We start from the raw sequence: 21,886 nt of genomic DNA, 5'->3' as shown, positions 1-21,886 counted from the left end.
CGAATGCCGGAGCGAGACCTAACGTCACCTGGGTGGTTAAGCTCTCCGTCATCGTGCCGTTCTACAACGTGCAGACATACGCTCCTGACACTCTGAGAAGCCTGCGTGCCAACGCGAGACAGGACTTCGAATTCATTCTCGTCGACGACTGTTCGAAGGACGAGACACCGGAGATCCTGGAGCGTGCCGCGAACGACCTGCCGGGGGCCGTCTTCGTACGGCACGAGCAGAACGGCGGCCTGGCCACCGCGCGCAACACGGGCATCGACGCCGCCCGCGGCGAGTACCTCACCTTTCTCGACGGAGACGACTGGCTGGCGCCCGGCTACTACGAGCAACTCCTCTCAGCCATCGAGGAGTTCGGCTGCGACTTCGTACGCACCGACCACGTCCAGAACACCGGCCGCACCCGTACCATCCACCGCGTGCCGCACGGCCGGCGCGGTGTCGTGATGAACCCGCGCGACTGCATCCTGCCCGCCGACCGCAGCACCTCCGTCGACTACCCCTACGCCTGGGCGGGGATCTACCACCGGCGGCTCGTGGACGAGGGGCTGCTGCACTTCCGGCACGGGCTGCGCACCGCCGAGGACCGCCCCTGGATCTGGCGGCTGCACCGCGAGGCCGAATCCTTTGCCGTCGTGGGCCTGCTCGGAGTCTTCTACCGGCGCGGAGTAGCCTCCTCCCTGACACAGATCGGCGATGTGCGCCAGCTCGACTTCATTCGCGCATTCGACCAGGTCATCGAGGAAACAGCGAAAGACCCGGACGCGGATCAACTGCTGCCGAAGGCGGTCCGTACGTATTGCGCGATCATTTCCCACCACCTCGGCAGTATGGAAAGGTTCGAAGCGCCCGTGGCACGAAAGTTGCGGACGACGAGCGCGGCGGCGCTGAAGCGCATGCCGCAGGACATTCTCCTGGAAGCCCTGGACTCCATGGACATCGAGCGCGCCTCCCGGCTGCGGCGGCTGCGGCGTCGTCGTCCCGTCTCCGGAGAGGTGGCCGCCTGATGCCCGCCCCCAAGCGGACGCAGATCTTCTTTGCGTCCACGCTGTATGGAGCCGCCACGCTCGCCGCGGCCCTCGACTCGGGGTGCTTCGAGCCGGCCGACCGGCGCCTGCTGCTGGTCAGCAACAACGCCGCCACGCCCGAGACGGCTCCGGCGCTGGACACGATGCCCGGCTTCGAGCGGCTGCGCGGGCGCTTCGACCGGGTGCTGTCCTGGAACGAGACGATCAGCCCCTTCCACCCGGGCGGCTGGTCCCCGCGCCTGGACGACGTACCGCTGTGGGAGCGGCACCTGCGGATGCTGTGGGACCTCGGCGACGACGAGGTGGAACTGGCCGTCGAGTCCATACAGGTCAACCCGGCGCTCGCGCTGACCCGGCTGTTCCCGGCCGCGCCGATCGACGTCTACGCCGACGGCCTGATGAGCTACGGCCCCACCCGCAACAAGATCGATCCGCTCGTCGGCACCCGCATCCGCCGCCTGCTGCACCTGGACCTGGTGCCGGGGCTGCGGCCGCTGCTGCTGACGGAGTTCGACGTCGAGCCGCAGATCGTCCCGACCGGTGCGTTCACCGATGTGCTGGCGGAGCTCGCCGGCGAGGGCACCGCGGACGTGCCCGAGATCGAGGCCCCGGCCCTGCTGCTGGGCCAGTACCTCTCCGCGCTCGACATCCTCAGCCCCGAGGAGGAGGAGCGGCTGCATGTGACGATGCTGCGCGGCGCCGCCGCACGCGGCCACCGCACCATCGTCTTCAAGCCGCACCCCACCGCTCCGGCCCGCTGGTCGCGGATGCTGGAGAAGGAGGCCGGGGAGCTGGGCGTCGAACTGACCGTCCTGGACACCCCGGTGCTCGCCGAGGTGCTCTACCAGCGGATGCGGCCGGCGCTGGTGGTGGGCTGCTTCTCCACCGCCCTGCTCACCGCGAGCGCCTTCTACGACCTGCCCGTAGCCCGCACCGGAACCGGTCTGTTGCTGGAACGTCTGAGCCCGTACCAGAACAGCAACCGCGTGCCGGTGACGATCGTCGATGCGCTGCTGCCCGATCTGGAGGACCGCGCGGCGCTCGAAGCCTGGAGCCGCCCCACCCGGGAGGAGGTGGCCGACCAGCTCACCGGTCTGGTCACCGCGGTCGGCTACGCGATGCAGTCACAGATCTACCCCAATCTGCGGCCGGCGGCCGAGCGTTACCTCGCGGCCCACCTCAACGCCCGCACCTGGCGCTACTTCAAGCGCCGCAGGCTCACCTCGCTGGCCCTGCCCGGCGCGGTTCCCTCGCAACTGGCCTTCCTGCCGCGTAATGCGACGGTCCGTCGCGTCGCCCGCCGGGCGCGCGCCGTGCAGCGCCGCCTGACGAACAAGCGGGCGGCATACGGATGATGGCCTCGGCCACCGCGCTTCCGACGCTCTCACCGGAAGCGCGACCCGCAGAGTCGGGGGCGCGCATCAAAAGCAATGCGCCGCCCCCGGCTCGACTGCGGGCGCTCGACGGCCTCCGGCTGGTCGCGGCACTGATGGTCGCCTTCTACCACTACGGCGGCCGGGACGGGGAGATAGCCCAGGCCTGGGGCACTTCTCCGAACGTGCAGTTCCCCACGGCCTCCTCGCTGTTCGCATACGGCTGCCTGGGCGTGCAGATCTTCTTCGTCATCAGTGGCTTCGTCATCTGCATGAGTGGCTGGGGCCGCCCCCTGCGGGCGTTCTTCGCCTCCCGCGTCTCCCGGCTGTTCCCCGCCTACTGGGTGGCGATCATCCTCGTCACCTTTGTCTTTGCGCTCCCCGGAGTGGTGTTCAAGGCGGTCGCGCCCACCGACGCGCTGGTCAACCTCACGATGCTGCAGATGCCCCTGGGCATCGACCGGGTGCTCGGTGTCTGCTGGACCCTCTGGGCCGAGTTGCGGTTCTACGCCCTCTTCGCGCTCTTCGTCGTCCTGCCGGGCGCCACCCGGCAGCGCGTGGTGCTCTTCTGCGCGGTGTGGACCCTGGCCGCGGCGGTCGCGGATGCCGCGAACGAGCCGGTGCTCAATGTTGTGCTGATGCCGGAGTACGCGCCGTACTTCATCGGCGGCATCGGCCTGTATCTGGTGCACCGCGACCGGCGTGACGTGACCGCCTGGGGCATCGTCGCCGCCGGCTGGCTCATCGGCCAGCACTACGCCGTGTCCCGGCTGTGGCACGCGCCGAACCCGGACTTCTTCTCCTACCGTCCGTCGATCGGCATCATCGCCGTCTTCACAGCGGGCTTCCTGGCGGTCGCGGCGATCGCCCTGGGCCACCTCCGCTGGGCCAACTGGCGCTGGCTGTCGGTGGCGGGGGCGCTCACCTACCCCTTCTACCTGGTGCACGAACACCTCGGCTGGGTCACGGTGTGGCTGCTGCACCGCACGCTGGGCCTGCCGTCGTACGTCACCCTTCCACTGACCATCGGATCGATGCTGCTGCTGGCGTGGCTGATGTACCGATTCGTCGAGACGCCGCTGACACCTCGCATCAAGCGGGCACTGACGCAGCTGCGCTGAACCGCGCGCCCCGGCTCGCCCCCAGGACTCACCCGAGCCTGGGGGCGAGCCGGGGCGGTGACGGCACCGTCCAACTGCCCGTCCGGCGTCAGAACAGGCCGTTGGTGTGGGGCAGGGACGTGGGGATCTCGGTCATTACGTCCCAGTGCTCGACAAGCTTTCCGTCCTCGACGCGGAACAGGTCGTAGTACGCGTACGGCTTGTCGGCGAAGCACCCCTCGGACTGGGTGAAGACGAACTCGCCCTCGGCCAGCACCTTGTGCACCCTGTCGTAGTCCATCGTGACGCCCTGCTCGCGCATCGCCGCCACCGCCGTATCGAGCCCTGAGAGCCCGTCGCCGATGCCGGGGTTGTGCTGGGCGAAGTTCTCACCACCGATGAAATCGGGCAGCGCCTCGTACGCATGGCCGGCCATCACCGTGCGGACGAAGGACTCGCCGATGTCCCGGCTGGTGTCCGTCTGCTCCGGGTGGGTGACCTCGGTGGGGCCGTCGATCTGGGTGCGCCCGCTGACCGTACTGGTGGCCATCGGGGTCAGTGCGTCCCAGTGCTCGACGATGCGGTCGTCCTCGACCCGGAACAGATCGAAGGCGACCATCGGCTCCGGGCCGAGCCTGTGGTAGACACCGTGCATCAGCACCAGGCCGCCATCGGCCAGCACCCGCGCGGACTCATAGCGGAAGTCTTCCGGCAGCGATGCGATCAGCTCCTTCATCCCTTCCGGGCCGTCTTCGATCAGAGCGCTGTGCTGCTGGAGGTCGGCCGCGAAGTAACGGTCCACCGCTGAGAGGTCCCGTCGGTCAAAGACCTCGGCCTCGGCCTGTGCCACCAGGTCCTTTGCCCTCATCACGACCACAGCTCCCTCGCTCGCGTACGGCCCCGTGCTCCACCCCGTACGCGCGTACGTCCGCGAGTCCATCCTCGCCGAGGACGGGCCTGCCCGCTCGTTCGGCCAGGGGTCGGGTCGTCCGCGCGCCACCGGGGTGGAGACCGGGGAGGCACGGGATGGCGGCGGGGATGACGATGGACGTGGGATGTCGACGACGGGCCAAGGAATCGTGCCGTTCCGCGGGTACCGGACGTGGTACCGGACCGTGGGCGAGCTTCCTGTGGCGCCGGGCGGGAGGTATCCGCTCCTCGTTCTGCACGGCGGGCCGGGCCTGCCGCACGACTACCTCGAGGATCTTGCCGCGCTGGCCCACCGCGGGCGACCCGTGGTCTTCTACGACCAGCTCGGCTGCGGAAGGTCCGACCGCCCGGACGATCCCCTGCTGTGGCGCATGGGCACATTCGTCGACGAGGTCGCCACCGTACGGGACGCGCTCGGGCTCGAGCGGATCCATCTGCTCGGGCACTCGTGGGGCGGCTGGCTGGCCCTGGAGTACGTGCTGGGCCGGCCGCCGGGCGTGCAGAGCATGGTGCTCGCCAGTACCTGCCCCGCTCTGCCCGCCTTCGCGGCCGAGACGCGGCGGCTGAAGGAGTCCCTGCCCGCTGACGTGCGGGAGGCCATCGACCGGCACGAGGCAGCGGGAACGACGGACGAGGACGCGTATCTCGAGGCCGTCATGGAGTACTACACGCGGTGGATCTGCCGGCGCGTTCCGTGGCCGGAGCATGTGATGCGGGCGCTCTCGACGATGAACGAGGACATGTACACCACCATGCAGGGGCCGGAGTGGAATGTGACCGGCAACCTGAAGGACTGGGACGTCACCTGGCGGCTCGCCGAGCTCGAAGTGCCTGTGCTGGTGACCTCCGGCCGCCACGACGAGATGACACCCGCGCTGGTCCGGCCCATGGTCGAGGGGATCCGAGGTGCGGAGTGGGTGGTGTTCGAGGAGAGCGCCCACCTGCCGATGGTGGAGGAGCCGGAGCGCTACCGGCAGGTCCTCGAATCATTCCTGGACCGGGTGGAGGGTGCGTAGGTCCAGGAACGCGCCTCGGCGCATGACCCGCGCGGTGTGGTCGAGGGGCCGGGGGCCCATCACCACCGGGTGGCTCTGCCGGGATCCGATGGCGGAGTCGCGTCCCTCGGGGTGCCGCCAACTCGCGCCCGAGACCGCCCGCCACCAGGAGACCCCCGCCACCGGCTGGGAATCGGCGGCGAGTTCGCCTGAGCGGAGCTTGGACACCGGAACTGGAAAATCGGAGAACAGGAAACCGATAACCGGAGGGCGGCGCACGGCTCCCGATGGACCGTGCGGCCGGGCCGGGCGTACCGTGGAATGGCACGGGGCACCGCATCGGGCGGGCGAAGGATCGTACGGGCAAGCCACCTGCCGAGGAGGCCATCATGGCCACCGTCGCCGAGATCGCACCGGACATCTTCCGCATCAACATGATGACCGCGCCGGACGAGGACTTCTCCACCAGCTTCTTCCTGATCCGGGATGAGGCGCCCACGCTGGTCGAGATGGGCTTCCGCCGGGCGTTCGACGAAACACTCGACGCCGTTGAACGCCTCCTCGACCCGGACACACTGCGCTATCTCGTGGTGCCGCACATCGAGGGCGACGAGTGCGGCGCGCTCAACCTCTACCTGGACCAGGCACCGTACGCCCTGCCCGTGGGCAGTGGGCCCGAGGAGCCCCGCCGACGCCTGTCCGACGTCGCCGACCGCGAGCCGCTGATCGTGGACGAGGACACCGAGCTGGACCTCGGCGACCACCGCCTCCGCTTCCTGATGACACCGTATGTGCACACGCGCGAGTCGATGCTGCCGTACGACTCGACGAGCGGAACGGTCTTCTGCTCGGACCTGTTCATCGGACCGGAGGGCGGGCATGCGCTCACTGACGCGGACCAGAGCGGCGTCGTGGTCGAGATGTACAAGACGGTCGGGGTGTTCCCCTCACGGGAGCACCTGGGCAGCGCGCTGGACATGATCGAGGAGCTCGGCCCGCGGACGCTGGCGTGCCACCACGGCAGCGTGAAGGCGGCGAAGATCAACACGTATCTGCAGGCGCTGCGGGAGTACGACGTCACGGGGATCACGGAGTGGAACCCGATGCGCGAGCCGCGGTGAGCGGCAGCACTTCACGTCGCTGGCCTTGGTTCCTGCCGCTCGACGGCGCGGACGTCCGCGCGTACCGCCTCGGCGGTACGGCCCCTGACCTGCTCGACCCCAACGCCCGCGCCCGCGCCGCTTTACGCGGCCCGCGGCCTCTTCCTGATCCGCCCGGACGGCTACGTCGGCCTGGCGACGGAGAACGAAGACCGACGTCGCGGCCTACCTCGCCGCGCTGTCCACCGGGGACACCCGGCAGTCCCCCGTCGGACCCCGTTACCAGGCTGGGGCTGCGCCCAGCCTGGTAACGGGGTCCGACGGGGAGCCTCAGGCCGCTGGTGCCGCGTCAGCCAAGGTTTGCCCCGCTCGCCGCCCTGGCACGGCCATCTGCTGCCTTGCCCGATCGACCGAGTAGGCCCACTACGAGGCCGATCCGGCGCCTTGCAGCTGACCGCACCAGGTCACCTCGCTACCGGGCAAACCCCGGCTGACGCGGCACTAGACGATCAGCGACAGCAGGAGGACGAAGACCAGCGCCACCACCGAGATGATCGTCTCCATCACCGACCACGTCTTGATCGTCTGGCCGACCTTCATCCCGAAGTACTCCTTCACCAGCCAGAATCCCGCGTCATTGACGTGGCTGAAGAAGAGCGACCCCGCACCCACCGCGAGCACCAGCAGGGCCGACTGCGTCGTGCTCATGTCCGCCGCCAGCGGGGCGACCAGACCCGCCGCCGAGATGGTGGCGACCGTCGCCGAGCCGGTCGCCAGGCGAATGCCGACCGCGATCAGCCACGCCAGCAACAGCGCGGAGACCGACCAGTCCTTGGAGAAGTCGAGGATCATCTGACCCACGCCCACGTCGATCAGCGTCTGCTTGAAGCCACCGCCGGCGCCGACGATCAGCAGAATCCCCGCGATGGGGACCAGAGCCTGCTCCACCGTCGTGGCAAGCCGCTCCTTCGCGAAGCCGGCCGCCCGGCCGAGGGTGAACATGCCGACGATCACGGCGGCGAGCAGTGCGATGAGCGGGGAGCCGATGACGTCCGCGACCCGCTGAATGTGGTTCTCGGGGTCGTCGACGACGATGTCGACCAGCGCCTTGCCCAGCATCAGGACCACCGGAAGCAGCACGGTCGCCACGGTGGCGACGAAGCCCGGCCGGCGCTCCAGCTCCTCGGACGGCCGCTGCGGGATCAGCCGCTCCGGCGGGGTGATGTCGACCCAGCGGGCCGCGTACCGGGAGAAGATCGGCCCGGCGATGACGACGGTCGGGATGCCGACGAGGACGCCGAAGGCGAGGGTGACGCCCAGATTGGCGTGGACGGCGTCGATCGCCGCGAGCGGACCGGGGTGCGGCGGCACGAGCCCGTGCATCACGGACAGGCCCGCGAGCGCCGGGATGCCGATACGCATCAGCGAGAAGTTCCCGCGCTTGGCGACGAGCAGCACCACGGGAATCAGCAGGACGATGCCGACCTCGAAGAAGAGCGGCAGGCCGATGATCGCCGCGATCAGCGCCATCGCCCACGGCATGGTGCGCCCGTTCGCCTTGGCCAGGATCGTGTCGACGATCTGGTCCGCGCCGCCGGAGTCGGCGAGCAGCTTGCCGAGGACCGCGCCGAGCGCGATGAGCACGCCGACGCCCGCGACCGTGTTGCCAAGCCCCGTGATGAAGCTGGTGATCGCCTTGTCCATGGGGGCGCCGGCGACCGCGCCGAGGAGCAGCGAACCAAGAGTCAGGGACAGGAAGGCATGCACCTTCCAGCGGCTGATGAGCAGGACGATGGCGGCGATGCCGACGAGAACGGCGATTCCCAACTGCGCGTGACCCGCCGAAGTGATCGGCTGGACGGGGTCCGCGGCCAGTATCTCGACTCTGGGACCAGGCATGGGCCTTCCTTATACGGAGGGGGACGGGGGTGCGGATACAGCGGGCGTTACGGACAGGGCGGGGTGTCAGCCGCAGGTCGTGGGCTGCGACTGGCGTAGGGCGGCCACCGCCCGCTCGGTGATCGCCTGCGGATCGGCGGTGACGGCCACGGCCATGCCGTACTCGTCCGGCCGCAGCGGCTCCAGCGCGGCGAACTGCGAATCCAGCAGCGAGCCGGGCATGAAGTGGTCCCGGCGCTGCCGCAGCCGCTCGGCGACCAGCGCGCGGTCGCCGGTGAGGTGGAGGAAGAACAGCCCGGACGCGGCGGCGCGCAGCCGGTCGCGGTAGCGCCGCTTGAGAGCCGAGCAGCTGACCACACCGCCCAGCCCGGACCGCCCCGCCGCCCAGGCGCCGATGGCATCCAGCCAGGGCTCCCGGTCGGCGTCGTCGAGCGGGATGCCGGCGGACATCTTGGCGATGCTGTCGGCGGAGTGGAACGCGTCCGCTTCGGCGTACGGGACGCCGAGCTCGGCTGCCAGGAGCCGGCCGACCGTGGACTTGCCCGTGCCGGACACTCCCATGACGACCACGACATGTGGGGCGCGCATCAAAACCTCGCAGTCTTCCTCGACCTCGACGCCGCCGCACACTCAAGCTCATTGATACGACGTATTCAAGAGTCTGTGACTTAAAAGTCATACTTAATTGAGTGGAGGCGTGCAGCGCTACGCTGACGTCCTCAGGCGCCGATGGGACGGACCAGGAGCCGACCAGGAGAAACGGGGAGATCCGACGATGGGGACCCAGGGGCGGGGACCAGGGCAGGACCGCGGACTGCACGCTCGGCTGCTCGCATCCCTGGGGCCCGCGATCACGGCGGGCGACTACCCACCGGGGACCGTCCTGCGCACCGAGGAGCTGGAGGACCGCTTCGAGGTCTCGCGCACCGTCGTCCGGGAGGTCATCCGGGTCCTGGAATCGATGCACCTGGTGGAGTCCCGGCGCCGGGTGGGCGTGACCGTACTCCCGCCCGAGCAGTGGAATGTCTACGACCCGCAGGTCATCCGCTGGCGCCTGGCAGGCAGCGACCGCCCGCGCCAGCTGCGCTCGCTGACCGTGCTGCGGTCGGCGGTCGAGCCGGTCGCCGCCGGCCTGGCCGCCCAGCACGCCTCCCCCGAGCAGTGCGCGGAGCTCACCCGGCACGCGCTGGGCATGGTGGCGACCTCACGCGGCCAGCAGCTGGAGGCCTACCTGGTGCACGACGTGGCCTTCCACCGGGTGATCCTGCGGGCGTCCGGCAACGAGATGTTCGCCAGGCTCGGCGATGTGGTGGCGGAGGTGCTGACGGGGCGCACCGAGCACCAGGTGATGTTCAGCGACCCCGATCCGGCCGCCGTCACCCTGCATGTGCAGGTCGCCGAGGCCGTACGGCACCGGGACGCCGCCCGCGCCGAGGAGCTGACCCGCGAGATCACCATCGGCGCGATGCGCGAGCTCGATGTGCTGGCGCCATAGGCCTCGCGCAGCTGTATCGCAGCGCAATACACTGCACTACACTTGGTGTATGAAGACCATCAGCCAGCGCGAACTTGCCGCCCGCTCCAAGGCCGTGCTCGACGATGTCGAGGCGGGTGAGACCTACCGCATCACCCGGAACGGCGCCGAGATCGCCGAGGTACGGCCGCTCAGCACCCGCCGCCGCTTCGTTCCGGTCGAGGAACTCCAGCGCAAATGGGCCAACGCGCCACACGTCGACCATGCGCGGATGCGCGCCGAGGCCGATGAGTTCTTCGGCGACGAGGACCGCGTCGGCGATGACGACAACCCCTGGGAGCGCGGGTGACGCAGCGCCGTCGGCGCGGGCTGCTCGACACCTGCGTCGTCATCGATCTGCCACTGATCGACCCGCGGCTGCTGCCTGTTGAGGCGGCCGTCGCATCGATCGTCCTGGCGGAGCTGGCCCAGGGTGTGGCGATGACCAGCGACCCCGTGGAGATGATGACGCGGGCACAGCGTCTGGCGGATGTCGAGGCGGAGTTCGCCGCCATCCCCTTCGACCGCGAGGCGGCGCGGCGATACGGGACCCTGGTCGCGCTCACGGTGAAGGCGAACCGCAATCCGCGCCCGCGCCGTATCGACCTGATGATCGCGGCCACGGCCGCCGCTCAGGGGCTGCCGCTCTACACCCGGAACGCCCGGGACTTCAAAGGGCTGGAACGCGGCGTCGAGGTCATCTCCGTCTGACAACGGAACGGCCCGGACCGGGTGACCCAACACCCCACCCGAGCCGTTTCCAGATGCTCCGAGGGCTAGTGGCGCGTCAGCCGGGGTTCGCCCCGCTCGCCGCCCTGGCACGGCCATCTGCTGCCTTGCCCGATCGACCGAGTAGGCCCACACTATGAGGCCGGTCCGGCGCCTTGCAGCTGACCGCACCAGGTCACCTCGCTACCGGGCAAACCCTGGCTGACGCGGCACTAGAACGCGTCGCTGGGGACGTAGTTGCCCCACACCTCGCGCAGCGCGTTGCAGACCTCGCCGACCGTGGCCCGGGCGGCAAGGGCGTCCTTCATCGGGTACAGGACATTGTCCGTCCCCTCCGCCGCCTTCTTCAGCTCCGCCAGGGCCGCGTCGACGGCCGCCTGGTCACGCTCCGCCCGCAGCTTCGCCAGCCGCTCGGCCTGCTGCGCCTCGATCGCCGGGTCCACACGCAGCGGCTCATAGGGCTCCTCCTCCTCAAGCTGGAAGCGGTTGACGCCGACGACGATCCGCTCCCCCGAGTCCGTCTCCTGCGCGATGCGGTACGCGCTGCGCTCGATCTCGCTCTTCTGGAAGCCGCGCTCGATGGCGTTGACCGCGCCGCCCAGCTCCTCCACCTTCGCCATCAGCTCCAGTGCCGCGGCCTCCACATCGTCGGTCATCTTCTCGACGACGTAACTGCCGGCGAACGGGTCGACGGTGGCGGTGACATCCGTCTCGTACGCCAGCACCTGCTGCGTACGCAGCGCCAGCCGGGCCGACTTGTCCGTCGGCAGCGCGATGGCCTCATCGAAGGAGTTGGTGTGCAGCGACTGGGTGCCGCCGAGGACGGCCCCGAGCCCCTGGACGGCCACGCGCACCAGGTTCACCTCGGGCTGCTGCGCGGTGAGCTGCACGCCCGCGGTCTGGGTGTGGAAGCGCAGCATCATCGACTTCGGGTTCTTGGCCCCGAACTCCTCCTTCATCACCCGCGCCCAGATCCGGCGGGCGGCGCGGAACTTGGCGACCTCCTCGAGGATCGTGGTCCGCGCCACGAAGAAGAACGACAGGCGGGGCGCGAAGTCGTCCACGTCCATGCCCGCGGCGACCGCGGTACGGACGTACTCGATGCCGTCGGCCAGGGTGAACGCGATCTCCTGCGCGGGTGAGGCACCGGCCTCCGCCATGTGGTAGCCGGAGATCGAGATGGTGTTCCACTTCGGGATCTCGGCCTTGCAGTACTTGAAGATGTCCGCGATCAGGCGCAGGGACGGCTTGGGCGGGAAGATGTACGTGCCGCGGGCGATGTACTCCTTGAGCACGTCGTTCTGGATGGTGCCCGTGAGCTTGTCGGCCGAGACGCCCTGCTCCTCCGCGACGAGCTGGTAGAGGAGCAGCAGCAGCGCGGCGGGGGCGTTGATGGTCATCGACGTGGAGACCTTGTCCAGCGGAATGCCGCCGAAGAGGACCCGCATGTCGTCGATCGAGTCGATGGCCACACCGACCTTGCCGACCTCACCGTGCGCGATGGGCGCATCCGAGTCGTGGCCCATCTGGGTCGGCAGGTCGAAGGCCACCGACAGGCCCATCGTGCCGTGGGCGATGAGCTCCTTGTAGCGGGCGTTGGACTCCGTCGCCGTGCCGAAGCCCGCGTACTGGCGCATCGTCCAGGGACGGCCGGTGTACATGGTCGGGTAGACGCCTCGGGTGAAGGGGTACGAGCCGGGCTCCCCGAGCTTCTCGGCCGCGTCCCAGTCGGCGAGGGCGTCCGGCCCGTATACCGGTTCGATGGGCAGTCCGGACTCTGACTCGCGCGCCATGGGGTTTCACGCCTCCCGCTGTACTACTGGTGGGTAATCATCGGCCCTCGCCACGGACTGTAGCGGCGGCCGTGCGAGCCGTGGAGACCCGCAGGCTAGGACCTTCCTCACAGCATGCGCCCTGGTTCAGGTCATGGCAGCCCCGGGAATCATGAAGGGGGAGAAACCGAAGAACCGGTTGGAACGGGCGGTACCGGGCGGACACCCGGTGGATCGGGGGAGGGCCATGAGCAGGACCTGGGTCATCCGCGAGGCGGCCGTCCGCAACCCGTCCGGAGTCGCGCGCAAGGCTGCCGCAGCCGCCGCGGTGGCGGTGCTGACCGTAGGCGGGACGGCCGGCTGCAAGGCGCAGGCCATGCCGGCGCAGGACGACAGGCCACCAGCGCACAGCTACACACGGGCGCCCCTCGCGGGCGCCCCGCCCTCGAAGCCCGCGGCCTCACACAAGCCGCCGTCGCGGCCGTCCGCACCGTCGGCCGCCCTGCCCAGGCCCAAGCCGGTGATGGCTGTCGGCGCGAGCGGCGCGCAGGTCCGCGAACTGCAGGCCCGCTTGCGCCAGATGGGGCTGTTCGGCCGGAATCCGACGGGCTACTACGGCTCGATCACCGCCGGTGCGGTGAGGTCCTTCCAGGGACGGCAGCACCTGGTGGTCACCGGCACCGTCGATGCCGTCACCTGGGCGGCGCTGCGTGGGGCGACGCGGCAGCCCACGCTGTCGGAGCTCCACCCGCCTACCGGCAACCCCCTTGCCAGGCCCGATCCGCGTTGCCTGGCCGGGCGGGTGCTGTGCATCAGCAAGCGGAGCGACACGCTCGCGTGGATGATCAACGGCACGGTGATCTCGGCGATGGATGTGCGCTTCGGGTCGCAGTACACGCCGACCCGCGAGGGCGCGTTCAGCGTCTACTTCAAGAGCCGGCATCACCGCTCGACGATCTACGACACTGCGATGCCGTATGCGATGTTCTTCAGCGGCGGGCAGGCGGTGCACTACTCCGCGGACTTCGCGGCCCGCGGCTACGCGGGGGCTTCCCACGGCTGCGTCAACGTCCGCGACGAGGCCAAGATCTCAGCCCTCTTCGCCCAGGTGAGGGTCGGGGACAAGGTCGTGATCTACCGCTAGTGCCGCGTCAGCCGAGGCGATACACGGGGACGTTGCCCCGGCCCTCGGGGTCTGGTGCACAGCCCCAGTTGAGGGAAAGGGCGGGACAGCGGGACACCGCGTGAAGGAGAAGGGGCGCGGGCGGGACCGGGGGAACGTGCCCCGCCCGCGCCGGATGCGCGGAGCCGTGGGTACGGGGGGAACCCCGGCTTCACGCGCCGCCGATGACCAGTCGGCTCACTACCTTCAGCGTCACTGCTCCAAAAAGTGTCACACCCGGTGTCACACCCGGTGTCACACCCGCTGACCGGAACGATGAACGCGCAGGTCAGAGGGTATGCGCGGGTCTCTTAGCCCGCACTCCCGGCAGCCGGTGCCGACCTGGTCCCGATGCTCGGGGACGCCCCGGGGCCGGTCGCGCCGGCGGACGGGAGCAGCAGCTGCCGCTCCCCGGCGCCATCGTCGTTGCCGCCACCGTCGCCGCCGTCGTCACCACCGCCACCGGTGGAGCCACCGCCGTCGCCGCCCTTGTGGTCCTTGTCGCCCTTGTCGTCGGCATTGCCGCCGAGCAGGCGGCCGCAGTAGCGGTCCACCGCCTTGGCTCCGCCCGCGACGCGCGCGAGCCGCTGCCTGGAGTCGGCGTCGAGCGTGCCGGCCTGGTGCTTGCGGCACAGCTGGAGGGACATCGCACTGTTCGTCCCGGTGCTCGGCAGACCCACCTCCGCACCGGCCACACCGGCGTCAGAGCCCGCCGATTCGCCGGGCCGGCTGCCCTCGGAGGGTGTGCTGCCGTCCGTCCCGCGCGCGTCACCGGTCCCCGGCTCCCGTCCGGCGGCGCTCTGCTCGGGCGCCCCGGACCGGCCCGTCGTGCCCGCGCTCGCCGAGGACGACGGCTGCGGCCCCGGTGTGGCGGCCGCGGACACGCTCTGCGCCGGTGCGGGCTCACCGCTCCCGCGGCCGAACGGCGTCGGCAGCACCCCGGCGCCCGCGGCGACCGCGACCCCGCCGAGCACACAGCCGGCCAGCGCCGCGGCGAGTCCCGCCTTCAGCGGCCGGCGCAGCCGGGCGTGCCGCGCTCCCCGGCCGATGCGTACGGACTCGAGCGCGCCGCCGGTGAACGCCGATACGTCCTCCGCCGACGTGGGGCTGGGCGACGCGGCGTACTGTGGAGCGGCACCGGGCGAGGCCACGGGCGAAGAGGCGGGCGTGGGTGACGATGCGTCGAGCGCAGGGGTCACGTCCTGCACTACCGCATCGCGCGTAGAACCTGTGCGCGCCGCGTCTGCACGCGCCTGCCGGAACGCGGCGAGCACAGCGGCCTCGCCGGACAGTTCGCCCTCGGTCCGGGAGTCACCCAGGGCCGTCCGGCTCACCTCCGTCAGCGCCGCGGACAGCCGCTCGGCCTCGGCCAGGACGTGCTCGTCGTCGGCTCCGACGACGGCATCGGCGGGTTCGCCGCGCAACAGCAGCTCCGCGGCGTACTCGTCCAGCCAGCTGTACCGATCGTCGGCCATCACATGTCCTTCTGCGTACGCGCCGGTGATTCCGTCACACTCGCGGACGTCACCGCCCCCTTGCGTGGGGCCCGCTGAGGTGGTACAGCATCCAGTCCGCGCTGGTCCGGCCCGCTGCCGGCCGCGGCCGAGTCGACTACGGCATCCGCAGGATCCGCGTCCATCGCGTGGCGCCCGCTGTCTGGTCCCTCGGGCGCGATGAGTTCCGCCAGTTTGCGCAGCCCCCGGTGCGCTGCCGTCCGTACCGCGCCGGGCCGCTTGCCGAGTACCGCGGCCGCGCTCTTGGCGTCCAGCCCCACAACCACCCGCAGCACCACGGCCTCTGCCTGGTCCTGCGGCAGCCGGGCGATCAGCCGCATCGTACGGCCGGTGCCCAGCGCCTCCAGCGCCTCGCCGGCGGTGTCCGCATCGGCCGGCTTGTCCGTCAATTCGGTTTCGTCACCGCCGACGGCGGGCCGGCGGCCCCGCATCCGGATGTGGTCCAGCGCCCGGTTGCGGGCTATGCGCGCCGCCCAGCCCCGGAAGCGGTCCGCGTCACCGCTGAAGCGCTCCAGGTCACGGGCTATTTGAAGCCACGCCTCGGATGCCACGTCCTCCGCGTCGGGTTCACCGACCAGCGTCCGTACATAGCCCAACAGCCGTGGGTGCACGGCTCGATAGACATGTCGGAAGGCACACTCGTCCCCTTCCTGTGCCGCGTGCACTGCGGCGGTCAGCTCCGCGTCGTCCCCCAGCACGCCCTCGTCCTGCTCCACTCTCCCCTTGCCTTCCGACGTGGGGATCTAGCTGCACCGTCCGCCGGTCACGGACTACTAACCGGTCAACCAGTCTGCCGGTCTGCCGGCCCCGCCCCTTCGGGGCGGGCCCAGGGTACCCAGAACCGTCACAGCCACACTTCGGCGGCCGGGAGGGGAAACACACAGCTCCGCGCACGCGTGGCACATCTCTCACCACCGCCGGCCGGGGCCGGGCTCGGGAGGGATCGGTGCGCGGAAACATGTGAAGTACCCCCCGGCAGTACGGCCTTCCCCGGCCCGGGCAGACGATCACGGCGGTCGCGCCGATGGCGCGATCTGCACGCTACGGCCTGTGGCGCCTCCGCGTCCATGTCGTACGGGTTGCGACAGTGCCACGACCATCCGTCACAGAGTGGTGTGACACAAATTGAACGCGCGGCGCTGAGGAAAGTACGGGCCCTTTTTTCGGGCCCCATCAGACGACGGCCGGGGTCTCTCCTGTGGGGGGTGGCGACCCCGGCCGTCCTGTTTGTCAGCTGGTCGGCCGTTGCTGAACTCCCGCCCGGCACACCGGACTTCGGGCCGCAGCCCGTACGCCTGCCCGCGCGTCAGTGGTCTTGCTGACCCTTGCCGGAGCCGTTGGTGGCATCCGAGCTGTCGAACGAGTCGGACCCGTTGGATGTGGCCGAGCCGTTGGACGTGTTGGACGCATCGGCGGAAGGGGACCCGGGCTCGGACGGAGACAGGGACACCTCCAGGTCCTCCGAGCCGTCATGGCCGCCCGCGGAGCCATCCGCGTGCTTGGCCTCGCGCCGCAGCGCCGCGCAGTAGCCGTCCACGGCACGCTCGCCGCCCGCCGCCTCGGCCAAGCGCTTGAACGATGCGGCGTTCAGGTGCTTTTCACCATGTCCGTCCTTCGCGGCGCCATATGCCCGGCACAGTGCCTTCTCGGCGCGGCCCGCACCCTTCGCCGGATGCTCCTTGCCGTTGCCCGGAGACGGGCCGGGCCGTTCCGTCGTGGCTCCCTCGCCGGACTGCGAGGGCTGCACCGGATTCGTCTGTTCCGCGCCACTCGACTCGTCGGCGGACCTGCCGGCTCCGCCGGGCGCCTGACTCGGAGCCGCCTCACCAGACCCGGAGCCGAACGGGACCGGCAACTCGCCGTTCCCCGCCGCGACAGCCACCCCGCCCAGCGCGATCGCCGCCACCAGCGAGCCGGCGACCACCTTCGGAGTACGGCTGCTGCCGCCGCCCAACCGGAGGAGCACACGGCGCCAGCCGCGCGGACGCCAGTCGTCCTGAGGGCGCGTGGCCGACGCGGCACCGCCCGCGTCACGTGCGGCGCGGAACGCCGCGAGAACCAGCGCTTCGCGCTCCCGTGCGCGTTCCGGTTCCACGGCGACGTCCCCTGCCGCAGCCGACAACAGCCGGTCCAGCGCCACGACGGCCGGGCCGTCCGCTGCCGTCGGCCGCTCACCGCTCAGCAACCGCTCCGCGCTTTTCCGGTCCACATCGCTCCCGTCAGGTGTCCGTTCTCGCCGTTCGCTCATTCCGCCTCACCCAGCGCACGAGGCGCCGAAGATGTCACCCCGGCAGCCGACCGGGACTCCGTACCGCGGCCGGCGAGCTGCAGTGCCAGCCGCTTCAGCCCGCGATAGGCGGCGGTACGTACGGCTCCGGGCCGCTTGCCGAGCACCCGCGCGGTGGCGGGCCCGTCCAGGCCGACCACCACCCGCAGCAGCACCGCCTCCGCCTGGTCGCGCGGCAGCCCGGCAACGAGCGCCAGCGCACGCTCGGTGGACATCGCCTCGAACGCTTCGGCCATCGTGTCCTGCCGGCTGGGGAGTTCGTACGCGTCCTGCTCAAGACGCGTGAGGCGCGGGCGGGTGCGCTGCCGGCGCAGGTGGTCCAGCGCGCGGTGCCTGGCGATGGTCGCGGTCCAGCCTCTGAACCCGTTCCCATCGCCGCGGAATCTGCCCAGATCACGGGCTATCTCCAGCCATGCCTCCGCGGATATGTCCTCCGCGTCGTCGCCGACGAGCCCGCGTACGTAGCCGAGCAGCCGGGGCTGGACGAGACGGTACACCGCGGCGAACGCCGCTTCGTCGCCCGCCTGGGCCCGCGCGACGGCGGCTCCCAGCCCATCCTCGTCCCCTTGCCGCTGCGTCCGTGCGCGCTCCCCACGCTTACCCACGCTGTCCTCTTCGCCCCACTCGGCACTGTTCACCGTGCTCGTGTCCCCTGACGTCCCTTCGGCCATGCCTGACGCCACACCACACCGCGCGGGCAACCCCGCAGGAATTCCACAGCAGTTCGATTTTATCGCTCCGTCTGACAGCGCTGACGATCAACAGCCGGTCGGCAGCCCCCGTACGGCGGTCGACGTTCCGGTGAATCAGGCAGGTCAGGGTGTATGTGTCCGCCGCCGCTCCCAGTCGGCCCGGTGCAGCTCGTACTCGACGTCCCCGTGCTCCGAGCCCTCGATGGGATGCGGCCAGTCCTCGTGGAAGGTGCGGACGTACGTCAGGCCGGCCTTCTCCATCACACGGCGGGAGGCCGTGTTGACCGCCATCGTCGTCGCGAACACGCGCTGCACGCCGAGTTCCGTGAAGGCCTTCTCGACCAGCGCCCGCGAGCCTTCCGTGGCGTAGCCCTTGCCCCAGGCGGCCGTCCGCAGCCGGTACCCGAGTTCGGCCTCGGTGGGGTCGGCACCATCCGGTGGCCGCAGCTCGAACCAGCCCAGGAACTCCGCCGTGGTCTTCTCCACGGCCGCCCAGAAGCCGAATCCGGTGAAGAGGGCGTAGGAGCCGAGGAGCCTCGGCAGGGTCTCCTGGACGATGACCTCGCGCGGCGTCGGCTCGCCCGAGCCCAGAAAGCGCATGACGCCGGGGTCGCTGTCGAGAGCGAACAGGTTGTCGGCGTCGGCCTCGGTCAGGCGGCGCAGCACCAGCCGGTCGGTCTCCAGAAAGACCTGCATCATTCCACCCCCATCAACCCCCTTGGTCGCCGGCTCATACAACCATCTCCGGGCCTCGTACGTCTGACGCAGGTCATGAACGGACAAGCATGCCGCCGGCGGATATCCGTGCGGTGCAATCGGCGGCTGCCCCTGCCGCCCGGCCCCCCGCCGCCTGCGACGGACCGCCGGCCCGCGAGGTGTGACGTTCTTGACCGCCGCTGCGCTCGGTACAGCAGGCCCCTCTTGTGACAGGCGGGGCCCCACAAACATTCATAAGGTGGGGAATCTTGAGTCCGCGATCAACCCGTGCGTACAGGCCGCTGAGCCTGAGACGCAGAACCTGGCTGACCTTGGGAGCCGTCGTTCTCGGCGGCGCGGGAGTGGTGACGGTCGCCGTCGCCAGCCCGTCCAACGACACATCGCCGGTGAAGGCCTCCCCGGTCAAGCTGCACTCCCTCCCGCTGAAGGCGCTCAGCGCCGGTAAGAGCGGAGTGGACCGCCGCACCACCGAATCGTTCAGCCTGCTCGGCATCTCCTGGCCGGCCAGCAAAGAGAAGGTCAAGGGCACGGCCGAAGTCCGGACCCGCAGCGTCGACACCGGCGAGTGGACCGGCTGGCACAAGCTCGACCTCGACGAGCGCGCCACCGACACCCAAGAGGCCCCCGAGAGCGAGCTGCGCGGCTCGACCGAGCCCCGCTGGGTCGGGCCCTCGGACGGAGTCGAGGCCCGCGTGGTGGCGGCCGACGGCTCGGTGAGCGATCTTCCCGGCGGGCTGCGGCTCGACCTGGTCGACCCCGGTGTGCTGCCGTCCGAGGCCAAGAAGGCCAACCAGGCGGCGAAGGACGACCCGTCCGGCCGCAACGCCCACCCCGCAGCGTACGCGTTCCCGGCCGACATCAGCCCCTCGCCGACCGACTCGCCGACCGACTCGCCGACGGACCAGTCGGCTCCGACCGACTCTTCGACGGTCGCGCCGTCCGAGACGGCCACGCCCACCGACTCCCCCACGGCGTCGGCCAGTGACTCCGCCATGCCGAGCGACACCGCCTCGCCGGCACCGAGCGACAGCGTTTCTCCGTCGCCGACCCCCACCGTGCCGCCGGCTCCCCCGTCCACCGTCAACCGGCCGCCGATCGTCTCCCGCGCCCAGTGGGGCGCCGACGAGTCCATGGTCGAGGACCCGCCGTCGTACATCGAGAAGATCGACGCCGCCTTCGTCCACCACACCACGGACGCCAACAACTACAGCTGTGTGGACACCCCCGCGATCCTCCGCTCGATCCTCACGTACCACGTGAAGTCCAACGGCTGGAACGACATCGGCTACAACTTCCTCGTCGACAAGTGCGGCACGATCTACGAGGGCCGCGCGGGCGGTGTCGACCTCCCCGTGATGGGCGCGCACACCTACGGCTTCAACAGCTACTCCACGGGCATCTCCGTCATCGGCAACTTCGCCACCGACGGCAAGGCGACCACCCCCATCCTGAACGCCGTCTCCCGGATCGCCGCCTACAAGCTCGGCCAGTACGGCGTGAACCCGACCGGCAAGGTGACGCTCACCGCCGCGGGCGACACCGGTGTCTGGAACAAAGGTGACCAGGCCACCCTGTACACCATCTCCGGCCACCGCGACGCCTACGCCACCGAGTGCCCCGGCGCCAACCTGTACTCCAAGCTCCCGGAGATTCGCCGGTTCGCCGCCTCCCCGGCCGCGAACTCCATTCCCACCACCGCGGACCTGAACCGGGACGGCGCCAACGACCTGATCGTCGGCACCCCGCGGACCTCCGGCGGCGTGGGCTCGCTGACCGTCGTCCCCGGCGGCACGGACGGCCCGGTGGCCTCGGCCAAGAAGACCCTCACCCAGTCCAGCCCCGGCGTCCCCGGCGCCTCGGAGTCCGGTGACAACTTCGGCGCGGACAACGCCCTCGGCGACGTGAACGGCGACGGCTACGCGGATCTCGCCATCGGCGCCCCGGGCGAGGACGACACCACCGGCCACGCCGACTCCGGCTCGGTCACCGTCCTCTACGGGCCGGCTCTGACCAGCGGTACGATGCACACCACCGCGACCGCGACCCGCGCCGCGGGCGAGAAGCTCGGCACCTCCGTCACCGTCGCGGACTTCAACAGCGACGGCAAGGCCGACGTCCTGTCCATCGCCCCGGGCATTCCGGGCCGCTGGTGGCTGTTCGACGGCAAGACCGGCACCGCCAAGTCCGGTTACCTGAACAGCACCGCGTACACGGCCCCCGTCTATCAGGTCGACTCCGCGACCGGTGACTTCAACCGCGACGGCTACTCCGATGCCGCGATCACCTTCCGGGACCCGACCAAGGTCTCGCGCGTGCTGGTGCTCAAGGGCTCCGCGACGGGCCTGCAGCGAGTGGGCCTTCTCGGGGTCAAGGGCGGCCGCTCCGTCGCCGTCGGCGACCTGAACGGTGACGGCTACGCGGACGCCGCCGTCGGCCAGCCGTACGCCACCGAGTCCGGCGCGTACAAGGGCGGTCAGATCACCGCGCTGTACGGCTCCTCCACCGGCCTGACCACCACCGGCCGCACCACCGTCCACCAGGACACCTCCGGTGTCCCGGGCGCGGCGGAGACCGGTGACGACCTGGGTTACTCCATCGCCGTCGGCGACTACAACCTCGACGGATACGCCGACGTCATGGCCGGTGTTCCCGGCGAGGACATCACCCGCGACGGGGTCTCCCGGACCAACGCCGGCATGGCACTGCTGCTGCGCGGCGGCTCCACCGGCCTGACGGGCAGCGGCGCCCTCGCCTACAGCCAGGACACCTCCGGCATCGCGGGCGCCACCGAGTCCGGTGACCGCTTCGGCTCCTCGGTCGTCCTGCACGACCTGTCCGGCTGGGGCCGCGCCGACCTGGCGATCGGCGTGGACGGCGAGGACTCGGGCGACGGCACGATCCTGCAGCTGGACAGCGGCAGCTCCGGCGTCTCGACGACGACCGGCGTGTACTACGGCCGCTCCAACCTGGGCACCCCCGCGGGCGCCCACGTGGGCGAGGCCCTGACGCCGTAACGCCGCCTCAAACGCTCTCGCCGTGCCACTCCTCGGGGAGGAGGAGGGGCACGGC

General features: G+C 70.4%; 20 protein-coding genes. 10 read left to right on the top strand and 10 right to left on the bottom strand.

From position 1 onward, the window contains the following. Nucleotides 1–32: 32 nt before the first annotated feature. Genes ACY34J_RS08405 through ACY34J_RS08395 form a run of 3 tightly spaced genes read left to right on the top strand, consistent with a single transcriptional unit; the run spans nucleotide 33 to nucleotide 3,528 of the window. Nucleotides 33–1,013 (top strand): glycosyltransferase family 2 protein, encoded by a 981-nt coding sequence (locus ACY34J_RS08405; RefSeq protein ID WP_462725872.1) that lies wholly within the window; start codon nucleotides 33–35, stop codon nucleotides 1,011–1,013. Continuing rightward, nucleotides 1,013–2,389, top strand: coding sequence for an alpha-2,8-polysialyltransferase family protein (locus ACY34J_RS08400; RefSeq protein ID WP_462725873.1), 1,377 nt, complete (start codon nucleotides 1,013–1,015; stop codon nucleotides 2,387–2,389). Before ACY34J_RS08405 ends, ACY34J_RS08400 begins: the two co-directional genes overlap by 1 nt. Next, nucleotides 2,386–3,528, top strand: a complete 1,143-nt coding sequence (locus ACY34J_RS08395; protein WP_462725874.1) for an acyltransferase family protein — start codon at nucleotides 2,386–2,388, stop codon at nucleotides 3,526–3,528. Before ACY34J_RS08400 ends, ACY34J_RS08395 begins: the two co-directional genes overlap by 4 nt. A gap of 88 nt (nucleotides 3,529–3,616) precedes the next feature. On the opposite strand, the gene ACY34J_RS08390 is transcribed toward ACY34J_RS08395, so the two are convergent. Then, nucleotides 3,617–4,375, bottom strand: coding sequence for a nuclear transport factor 2 family protein (locus ACY34J_RS08390; protein WP_462725949.1), 759 nt, complete (start codon nucleotides 4,373–4,375; stop codon nucleotides 3,617–3,619). 34 nt (nucleotides 4,376–4,409) lie between these two features. Here ACY34J_RS08390 and ACY34J_RS08385 point away from each other — a divergent pair, with 34 nt between their 5' ends. Beyond that, nucleotides 4,410–5,453, top strand: coding sequence for a proline iminopeptidase-family hydrolase (locus ACY34J_RS08385; RefSeq protein ID WP_462725875.1), 1,044 nt, complete (start codon nucleotides 4,410–4,412; stop codon nucleotides 5,451–5,453). On the opposite strand, the gene ACY34J_RS08380 is transcribed toward ACY34J_RS08385, so the two are convergent. Then, nucleotides 5,424–5,660 carry a hypothetical protein gene (locus ACY34J_RS08380; RefSeq protein WP_462725876.1) on the bottom strand — a complete coding sequence of 79 codons (237 nt, stop codon included), beginning with the start codon at nucleotides 5,658–5,660 and terminating at the stop codon, nucleotides 5,424–5,426. The two genes, ACY34J_RS08385 and ACY34J_RS08380, sit on opposite strands and share 30 nt — an antisense overlap. A 161-nt stretch (nucleotides 5,661–5,821) precedes the next feature. Here ACY34J_RS08380 and ACY34J_RS08375 point away from each other — a divergent pair, with 161 nt between their 5' ends. Continuing rightward, on the top strand, nucleotides 5,822–6,553 hold the full coding sequence (locus ACY34J_RS08375) for an oxygen-binding di-iron domain-containing protein (protein ID WP_462725877.1): 732 nt from the start codon (nucleotides 5,822–5,824) through the stop codon (nucleotides 6,551–6,553). 480 nt (nucleotides 6,554–7,033) lie between these two features. Here the strand turns inward: ACY34J_RS08375 and ACY34J_RS08370 are convergent, their stop codons facing one another. Both ACY34J_RS08370 and ACY34J_RS08365 read right to left on the bottom strand, forming a co-directional pair. Continuing rightward, nucleotides 7,034–8,431 carry a GntT/GntP/DsdX family permease gene (locus ACY34J_RS08370; protein ID WP_462725878.1) on the bottom strand — a complete coding sequence of 466 codons (1,398 nt, stop codon included), beginning with the start codon at nucleotides 8,429–8,431 and terminating at the stop codon, nucleotides 7,034–7,036. A 66-nt stretch (nucleotides 8,432–8,497) separates the two neighbouring features. Then, nucleotides 8,498–9,019, bottom strand: coding sequence for a gluconokinase (locus tag ACY34J_RS08365; RefSeq protein WP_462725879.1), 522 nt, complete (start codon nucleotides 9,017–9,019; stop codon nucleotides 8,498–8,500). A gap of 187 nt (nucleotides 9,020–9,206) precedes the next feature. On the opposite strand from ACY34J_RS08365, the gene ACY34J_RS08360 reads away from it, so the two are divergent. From ACY34J_RS08360 to ACY34J_RS08350, 3 genes are read left to right on the top strand one after another with little or no spacing between them, the layout of a single operon-like run. Beyond that, nucleotides 9,207–9,926, top strand: coding sequence for a FadR/GntR family transcriptional regulator (locus ACY34J_RS08360; RefSeq protein WP_462725880.1), 720 nt, complete (start codon nucleotides 9,207–9,209; stop codon nucleotides 9,924–9,926). A 49-nt stretch (nucleotides 9,927–9,975) separates the two neighbouring features. After that, on the top strand, nucleotides 9,976–10,254 hold the full coding sequence (locus ACY34J_RS08355; RefSeq protein ID WP_462725881.1) for a type II toxin-antitoxin system Phd/YefM family antitoxin: 279 nt from the start codon (nucleotides 9,976–9,978) through the stop codon (nucleotides 10,252–10,254). Continuing rightward, the gene (locus ACY34J_RS08350; protein WP_462725882.1) at nucleotides 10,251–10,655 is read left to right on the top strand and encodes a PIN domain-containing protein; all 405 of its coding nucleotides are present in this window, start codon (nucleotides 10,251–10,253) and stop codon (nucleotides 10,653–10,655) included. The genes ACY34J_RS08355 and ACY34J_RS08350 overlap by 4 nt, the downstream gene beginning before the upstream one ends. A gap of 230 nt (nucleotides 10,656–10,885) precedes the next feature. Here ACY34J_RS08350 and ACY34J_RS08345 read toward each other — a convergent pair whose 3' ends face one another. Continuing rightward, nucleotides 10,886–12,466: an acyl-CoA mutase large subunit family protein gene (locus tag ACY34J_RS08345; RefSeq protein ID WP_462725883.1), complete on the bottom strand. Its 1,581-nt coding sequence runs from the start codon at nucleotides 12,464–12,466 to the stop codon at nucleotides 10,886–10,888. 226 nt (nucleotides 12,467–12,692) lie between these two features. Here ACY34J_RS08345 and ACY34J_RS08340 point away from each other — a divergent pair, with 226 nt between their 5' ends. Continuing rightward, nucleotides 12,693–13,589 (top strand): L,D-transpeptidase family protein, encoded by an 897-nt coding sequence (locus tag ACY34J_RS08340; protein WP_462725884.1) that lies wholly within the window; start codon nucleotides 12,693–12,695, stop codon nucleotides 13,587–13,589. Nucleotides 13,590–13,918: 329 nt separating this feature from the next. Here ACY34J_RS08340 and ACY34J_RS08335 read toward each other — a convergent pair whose 3' ends face one another. The 5 genes from ACY34J_RS08335 to ACY34J_RS08315 all read right to left on the bottom strand — a co-directional run bounded on the left by ACY34J_RS08335 (nucleotide 13,919) and on the right by ACY34J_RS08315 (nucleotide 18,796). Then, the gene (locus tag ACY34J_RS08335) at nucleotides 13,919–15,082 is read right to left on the bottom strand and encodes a hypothetical protein (RefSeq protein ID WP_462725885.1); all 1,164 of its coding nucleotides are present in this window, start codon (nucleotides 15,080–15,082) and stop codon (nucleotides 13,919–13,921) included. After that, nucleotides 15,082–15,819 (bottom strand): RNA polymerase sigma factor, encoded by a 738-nt coding sequence (locus ACY34J_RS08330; protein WP_462725950.1) that lies wholly within the window; start codon nucleotides 15,817–15,819, stop codon nucleotides 15,082–15,084. Before ACY34J_RS08330 ends, ACY34J_RS08335 begins: the two co-directional genes overlap by 1 nt. Before the next feature lie 608 nt (nucleotides 15,820–16,427). Further along, a complete protein-coding gene (locus tag ACY34J_RS08325) occupies nucleotides 16,428–17,369 on the bottom strand; it encodes a hypothetical protein (RefSeq protein WP_462725886.1) in 942 nt (313 codons plus the stop codon). Next, entirely contained in the window at nucleotides 17,366–18,013 is a 648-nt protein-coding gene (locus ACY34J_RS08320; RefSeq protein ID WP_462725887.1) for an RNA polymerase sigma factor, read from the bottom strand. Before ACY34J_RS08320 ends, ACY34J_RS08325 begins: the two co-directional genes overlap by 4 nt. Before the next feature lie 210 nt (nucleotides 18,014–18,223). After that, nucleotides 18,224–18,796 (bottom strand): GNAT family N-acetyltransferase, encoded by a 573-nt coding sequence (locus ACY34J_RS08315; RefSeq protein WP_462725951.1) that lies wholly within the window; start codon nucleotides 18,794–18,796, stop codon nucleotides 18,224–18,226. Nucleotides 18,797–19,128: 332 nt separating this feature from the next. Between ACY34J_RS08315 and ACY34J_RS08310 the strand changes: the two genes are divergently transcribed. Then, a complete protein-coding gene (locus ACY34J_RS08310; RefSeq protein WP_462725888.1) occupies nucleotides 19,129–21,831 on the top strand; it encodes an FG-GAP-like repeat-containing protein in 2,703 nt (900 codons plus the stop codon). Nucleotides 21,832–21,886: the final 55 nt, after the last annotated feature.

The sequence above is a fragment of the Streptomyces sp. HSS9-12 genome, from assembly GCF_054963655.1.
The sequence above is the reverse complement of the archived record's forward strand: the minus strand, read 5'-3'. Positions and strand labels throughout refer to the sequence as shown.